Source organism: Mycobacterium sp., from assembly GCF_029961025.1.
Taxonomy (GTDB): domain Bacteria; phylum Actinomycetota; class Actinomycetes; order Mycobacteriales; family Mycobacteriaceae; genus Mycobacterium.
In genome coordinates this window covers 310,468-316,467 of sequence record NZ_JASBVP010000005.1, presented here as the reverse complement: position 1 = coordinate 316,467, position 6,000 = coordinate 310,468, and the positions used below count along the sequence as shown (strand labels likewise).

At 65.6% G+C, this 6,000-nt stretch carries 6 protein-coding genes; 3 read left to right on the top strand and 3 right to left on the bottom strand.

The genetic code is table 11. The features are described 5' to 3' along the window. On the bottom strand, positions 1-428 hold a 428-nt coding region (locus QJR12_RS07970; protein ID WP_300580438.1), incomplete at its 3' end, for a cbb3-type cytochrome c oxidase subunit I. Between the two features lie 169 nt (positions 429-597). Here QJR12_RS07970 and QJR12_RS07965 point away from each other — a divergent pair. Then, the gene (locus tag QJR12_RS07965; RefSeq protein ID WP_300580435.1) at positions 598-1,710 is read left to right on the top strand and encodes an iron-siderophore ABC transporter substrate-binding protein; all 1,113 of its coding nucleotides are present in this window, start codon (positions 598-600) and stop codon (positions 1,708-1,710) included. A gap of 132 nt (positions 1,711-1,842) precedes the next feature. Next, positions 1,843-2,892: an NAD(P)-dependent alcohol dehydrogenase gene (locus QJR12_RS07960; RefSeq protein ID WP_300580432.1), complete on the top strand. Its 1,050-nt coding sequence runs from the start codon at positions 1,843-1,845 to the stop codon at positions 2,890-2,892. On the opposite strand, the gene QJR12_RS07955 is transcribed toward QJR12_RS07960, so the two are convergent. Beyond that, positions 2,872-3,267: a DUF3349 domain-containing protein gene (locus tag QJR12_RS07955; protein WP_300580429.1), complete on the bottom strand. Its 396-nt coding sequence runs from the start codon at positions 3,265-3,267 to the stop codon at positions 2,872-2,874. The genes QJR12_RS07960 and QJR12_RS07955 overlap by 21 nt on opposite strands. A gap of 266 nt (positions 3,268-3,533) precedes the next feature. Here QJR12_RS07955 and QJR12_RS07950 point away from each other — a divergent pair, with 266 nt between their 5' ends. Continuing rightward, positions 3,534-4,802 (top strand): hypothetical protein, encoded by a 1,269-nt coding sequence (locus QJR12_RS07950; protein ID WP_300580427.1) that lies wholly within the window; start codon positions 3,534-3,536, stop codon positions 4,800-4,802. Positions 4,803-4,935: 133 nt separating this feature from the next. Here the strand turns inward: QJR12_RS07950 and nrdF are convergent, their stop codons facing one another. Further along, a complete protein-coding gene (nrdF, locus tag QJR12_RS07945; RefSeq protein ID WP_300580425.1) occupies positions 4,936-5,910 on the bottom strand; it encodes a class 1b ribonucleoside-diphosphate reductase subunit beta in 975 nt (324 codons plus the stop codon). Positions 5,911-6,000: the final 90 nt, after the last annotated feature.

Genomic DNA, 6,000 nt, shown 5'->3' with positions numbered 1-6,000 from the left:
GGGGTGATGAACCCGGCGATGGCAATCAGCGCGCCGAACACGAACAGCCAGAACGACAGCGCATTCAGCCGGGGAAACGCCACGTCGGGGGCGCCGATCTGCAGCGGCAGCACCAGGTTGGCGAAGCCGAACACGATCGGGGTGGCATAAAACAGCAGCATCGCCGTGCCATGCATGGTGAACAGCTGGTTGTACTGCTCGTTGGACAAAAACTGCAGCCCGGGAGCCGCCAATTCGCCCCGCATGAAAAGCGCCATCAGCCCGCCGATGAAAAAGAAAATGAAGCAGGCGACGCAGTACATGATGCCGATCATCTTGTGATCGGTGGTGGTCACCAGTTTGTAGACGAGGTTGCCTTTGGGCCCCAGCCTGGCCGGGAACGGGCGGCGGGCTTCGAGTTCTCCCAGCGCGGGCGCTTCGGTGGTCACGGGCTCCTCCAACAAATACGGGGCTGGGCACCTGGGTGAGATCATGTGACTGAGATCTTCAGGGGAATCCTAACCCGCCGTCGAACCGACGGCGGCCCCAGTCCTACAAATCGTCGTACTCGACTCGTCGGCACCCGAAGCCCGGCTCAGCGATGCTACCGTCGGAGTCGTGCCGTTCGGGGCCCTGCGACCAGGCGTTGTGGTGGCCGGCGCCACCGTGCTGATCGCGATGTTCGGCACCACCGGTTGCCGGCCCGCACCACCCGGCGGTGTCCCGCTGCCCTCGGCGACCCGGCCGGTGATCACCAGCACCACCCAGATCGCCGGGGCGGGGGTGCTGGGCAATCAGCGCCGGCCCGACGAGTCGTGCGCGGCGCAACCCGCCGAAGTCGACCCGGGGCCCCCGACACGCTCGGCCCGCAACGCACCAGGGGTGACGCCCGAGCTGGTGGCGGTACCGGCGAACGCCCAACGCATCGTGGTGCTCTCCGGGGATCAACTCGACGCCCTGTGCGCGCTGGGCCTGCAAACCCGGATTGTCGCCGCAGCACTGCCCGACGGCTCCCCGAGCCAACCCTCCTACCTGGGCACCGCCGTGCACCAGCTCCCGGCGGTCGGCACCCGTCGCTCCCCCGATCTGGCGGGCATCACGGCGGCGCACCCCGACCTCATCCTGGGATCGGTAGCGCTGACGCCGAGGCTGTACCCGGCGTTGGCGGCGATCGCCCCAACCGTGTTCACCGCGGCGCCCGGCGCGGCCTGGGAGGACAATCTGCGTGCCGTCGGCGCCGCGACGGCACGAAACTCCGCCGTGGACGCGCTCTTGCGTGACTTCTCCCGGCAAGCCGGCGAACTGGGCACCGCGCACGACGCCGCCCACTACCAGGTGTCGATCGTCCAGCTCACCACCGACACCCTTCGGGTCTACGGCGCCAACAACTTCCCCGCCAGCGTGCTGGCCGCGGCCGGGGTGGACCGGCCGGCGTCACAGCGGTTCACCGACAAGCCGTATATCGAAATCCGCTTCACGGACAAAACTCCGGCGGGTGCGACGGATTTCTCGGCGGCCGATGCCGACATCGTCTATCTGTCATTTGCCTCCCCGGCCGCCAAAGAGCGCGCCCCGGCCGTGCTGGACAGCAGCCCTTGGCGCCGGCTCTCGGCCAACCGCGATAACCGGGTTTTCATCGTCAACAACGAGGTGTGGCAGACCGGACAGGGATTGGTTGCCGCGCGCGGCATCCTCGATGATCTGCGCTGGATCAACGCCCCCATCAATTAAGGGCTTTAGGGCTGCAGGAGAGGCATGGGGGCTGTGCTATGCCTGTGATCGGGCACACACCGGAGTGCTACCCTTGGGTTCCGGTAAAACGGTAAAACCCACGCTCAGACCCGCGCACTGAAGAGGGCTGCCATGAGCACTGTTTCCGCGTACGCCGCCACCTCGGCCACCGAACCGCTGACCAGGACAACGATCACTCGCCGCGACCCCGGTCCACATGACGTGGAGATCGAGATCAAGTTCGCCGGTATTTGCCACTCGGACATCCACACCGTCAAAGCCGAATGGGGCCAGCCAAACTATCCGGTGGTCCCCGGCCACGAGATTGCCGGGGTGGTGACGGCGGTGGGTTCGCAAGTCACCAAACATCAGGTGGGTGACCGTGTCGGGGTGGGCTGTTTCGTCGACTCTTGCCGCGAATGCAGCAGCTGCCTCGCCGGTCTGGAACAGTACTGCAAACTCGGCATGACGACGACCTACAACGGCGTCGGCAGGGATGGGCAGCCCACCTACGGCGGCTACAGCGGCGCGATCGTGGTCGACGAGAACTACGTGTTGCGCATCCCCGACGCGCTGCCGCTCGACGCGGCGGCGCCGCTGCTGTGCGCGGGTATCACCACCTATTCACCGCTGCGGCACTGGAACGCCGGTGCCGACAAGCGAATTGCGGTGATCGGCCTGGGCGGGCTCGGGCACATGGCCGTCAAGCTGGGCAAGGCGATGGGCGCCGAGGTGACGGTGTTGTCGCAGTCGCTGAAAAAGATGGAAGATGCCCTGCGCCTGGGTGCAAGCCGCTACTATGCCACCAGCGACCCGGATACTTTCACAACGCTGCGCCACGGCTTCGATCTGATTCTCAACACGGTTTCGGCCAACCTGGACCTCGGCCGGTATCTGGAACTGCTCGACGTCGATGGCACGCTGGTCGAACTCGGCATCCCCGAGCACCCCATGGCGGTGCCGGCGTTTCCGCTGGTCCTGATGCGGCGCAGCGTGGCCGGCTCGAACATCGGCGGGATCGCCGAAACCCAGGAGATGCTGAACTTCTGCGCCGAGCACGGTGTGACACCCGAAATCGAACTCATCGAACCGGATTACATCAACGAGGCTTACGATCGGGTGCTGGCGAGCGACGTGCGCTACCGCTTCGTCATCGACACCTCAAGCTTGCGAACTGCCTGACTGTCCGGCTTCGACCTGAGGCGCTGCACGGTCGGCATCCGGGTCCGACTCGGTGAGGCGAGGGTCGACACCGGCCAGCGGCCAGCCCGCGGCGGCGAGCGTGGCGGCCACTCTGCGAATGTTCTCCGGCCCGGCATCGTAGTGGGTCATGCCGGAGACGAACTCGGCGATCTCGTCCTTGTCCGCCCGTCGGTCCTCCCCCGCCGCGGCTTCGGCCGCGGTGATGTTATGCACCACCTCTGTGATCTGATCCTCGGTCAACGAGGTGCTGCGTAACAGCACCAGCAACGGCACCCGGTCGGGCCCCGGCACACCGTCGGGGTAGCCGACCTGCAGCCACCGCAGCACCGAAGCGAGAAACGCATTGGCAGCCATCACACCAGTGTCCCGGCTACCGGGTCACCGGCGCCACTTTCGCACAACGCGTTCCCGATAACTCATAAAACATTCACAGATCGGCCGGCGGCTGGCCGGCGACCCGCTGCGCGTCAGGGTCCGCGAAAGCCTTGACGATCCGTGTTGGATCGAGAACGAGAAAGTGCGACACTGTCTCGGGTAACGGCACAGCCGCCGCTACCCGTTCGCACCCTTCTGGGTGGTTGCAGCTGTCCCAGCCGGTGCGGTTCCCGAAAGGTCGCGAGATGAAAGCACTCGGGATTGCGGCGGCAGCCGTCATGGCTTTGGCGCCGCTGCCGGGGATCGTCACCGCGGCCGGCGCGGCACAGGCGGCGCCGTGTGCCGGTGCTTTTGCCAACCCCGCATCCTGTCAGAATTGTCTGCTTTTCGTGCGGGTGTATCACACGTCGAACGTGTGCGAGAAAGAGAAAGCGGTGCCGCCCCGCCCGGCGCAGGCGCCCCCGAGCAGTATGCCGCCGATCCCGGAAATCTCACCGCAGCCCGCGCCGCCGGAGCCCGCGCTGCCGAGCATCACCCCGGTGCAGACCCCCCAGGTTGTCCCCCCGAGCCCGCCGACGCCGAGCACGATTCCGGTGCGGGCCCCGAGCATCAATCCGCCGACCCCCGGGGCGCCGAGAAACGCCCCGCTGGTGATACCCCCACAGGAGCTGGATGCGCCGCCTTCGGCGGTCGCCGCCGCCAAAGCCGCGCCGGCGACCCGGATTAACCCCGCCGCCCCACCGCCGCCGCCGACGCGCACGGACTTCCGCCAGCAGCTGCACGATGCGGTCGACGGCCACGGGGGCAATGTCGATGTGGTCAGGGCCGGCAATCAGGCGTTGGCGTACCCCCGGCATTGGGACTACATCGACTACGACGACGACCGCCGCCCGATGCTCTACAACCCGCTCAATCAGGCGATGACCTTCCGCTACTTTTACGCCGACGCCTACCGCGAGGTGTACGTGCCGGCCGGAGGCCGGGTTGTGCTCGATGCCGCCACCGTTGGCCTGTTCCCCTTCACCGCGGTCGGCGGCAGCTATCTGGCGTCGGGCAGCTTTTACGGCGGGGCCCGGATCCCCTCGGATGCTGGGCCCGGTTCACCGCCTGCGGGTTACGCCCCGCCGGCGCCACCGGAGGTGTACCGCGACGTCTTGGCCTACATCCCCGCCGGCAATCAGATCGTGGAGGTCGGCCAAGTGCAGGTGGTCGGCCACGACGACAGCGAACCCGCGGGCAGCCGGGACATCTTCCTGCTCGACGACTCCACGCTGGCCTGGGGGCAGGTCGGCGATCCCGGCAGTGGTGCCCAGATCAGGGTCACCAAGACCCAGCCGCTGCCGGGCATCGGGCCGACCGACGACGGAGCTTTCTTGCTGGCCCTTGCCACCCACCAGGAGCCCACCCCGCCCGCCCGACCCTGGTGGCCCATGGCGCTGGGTTACGGGATGCTGGCGATTGCAGCGGGCTTTGCCGCTTGGGCGATCAGCCGCGGATACGGAGCCCGCAACTAAGTGCCGGCCGAAGGCGGCCCGAACGATCGCCATTGCGGCAAATGCGGCAAGTCGTCTTGGCGATCACTCCCCCGTCGTTCATCAAATCACCTGCACCTCAGTACAATTCGTATTCCGGAAGGTCGTCGGGACGTTAGAAGTCCCAGTCCTCGTCTTCGGTGATGACGGCCTTGCCGATCACATAGGAGGAGCCCAAGCCGGAGAAGAAGTCGTGGTTCTCGTCGGCGTTGGGTGATAGCGCCGAGAGGATCGCCGGGTTCACATCGGTGTCGTCCCGTGGGAACAGGGCCTCGTAGCCCAGGTTCATCAACGCCTTGTTGGCGTTGTAGCGCAGAAACTTCTTGACGTCTTCGGTCAGCCCGACTTCGTCGTAAAGATCCTGGGTGTACTCCACCTCGTTGTCGTAGAGTTCGAAAAGCAGCTCATACGTGTAGTCCTTGAGCTCTTGGCGCTTGGCCTCATCCACCAGTGCCAAACCGCGCTGGTATTTGTAGCCGATGTAGTAGCCGTGGACGGCCTCGTCGCGGATGATCAACCGGATCATGTCGGCGGTGTTGGTCAGCTTAGCCCGGCTCGACCAGTACATCGGCAGGTAGAAGCCGGAGTAAAACAGGAAGCTCTCCAGCAGCGTGGAAGCCACCTTGCGCTTGAGCGGCTCGTCGCCACGGTAGTACTCCATCACGATCCGGGCCTTGCGCTGCAGGTTGGGGTTCTCCTCCGACCAGCGGAAAGCGTCATCGATCTCGGCGGTGGAGCACAGCGTGGAAAAGATGTTGCTGTAGCTGCGCGCATGCACCGACTCCATGAACGCGATGTTGGTCAAAACGGCTTCCTCGTGTGGCGTGAGCGCATCGGGAATCAGGCTGACCGCCCCGACCGTGCCCTGGATCGTGTCGAGCAGCGTCAGCCCGGTGAACACCCGCATCGTCAGCTGTTTTTCACTGGCGGTCAACGTGCCCCAGGAGGGGATATCGTTGGATACCGGTACCTTCTCCGGCAACCAGAAATTCCCGGTCAGCCGATCCCAAACCTCGGCGTCCTTATCGTCTTGCAGCCTGTTCCAGTTGATCGCCGAAACCCGATCGATCAGCTTCAGTTTTTCACTCACCAGAACCCCACTTCACCGGGACGTGCCGTCTGTGCTACCACACGTCAAACACTACCCCTGGTGGCCGACAAGCGGCAGCAACACAACACC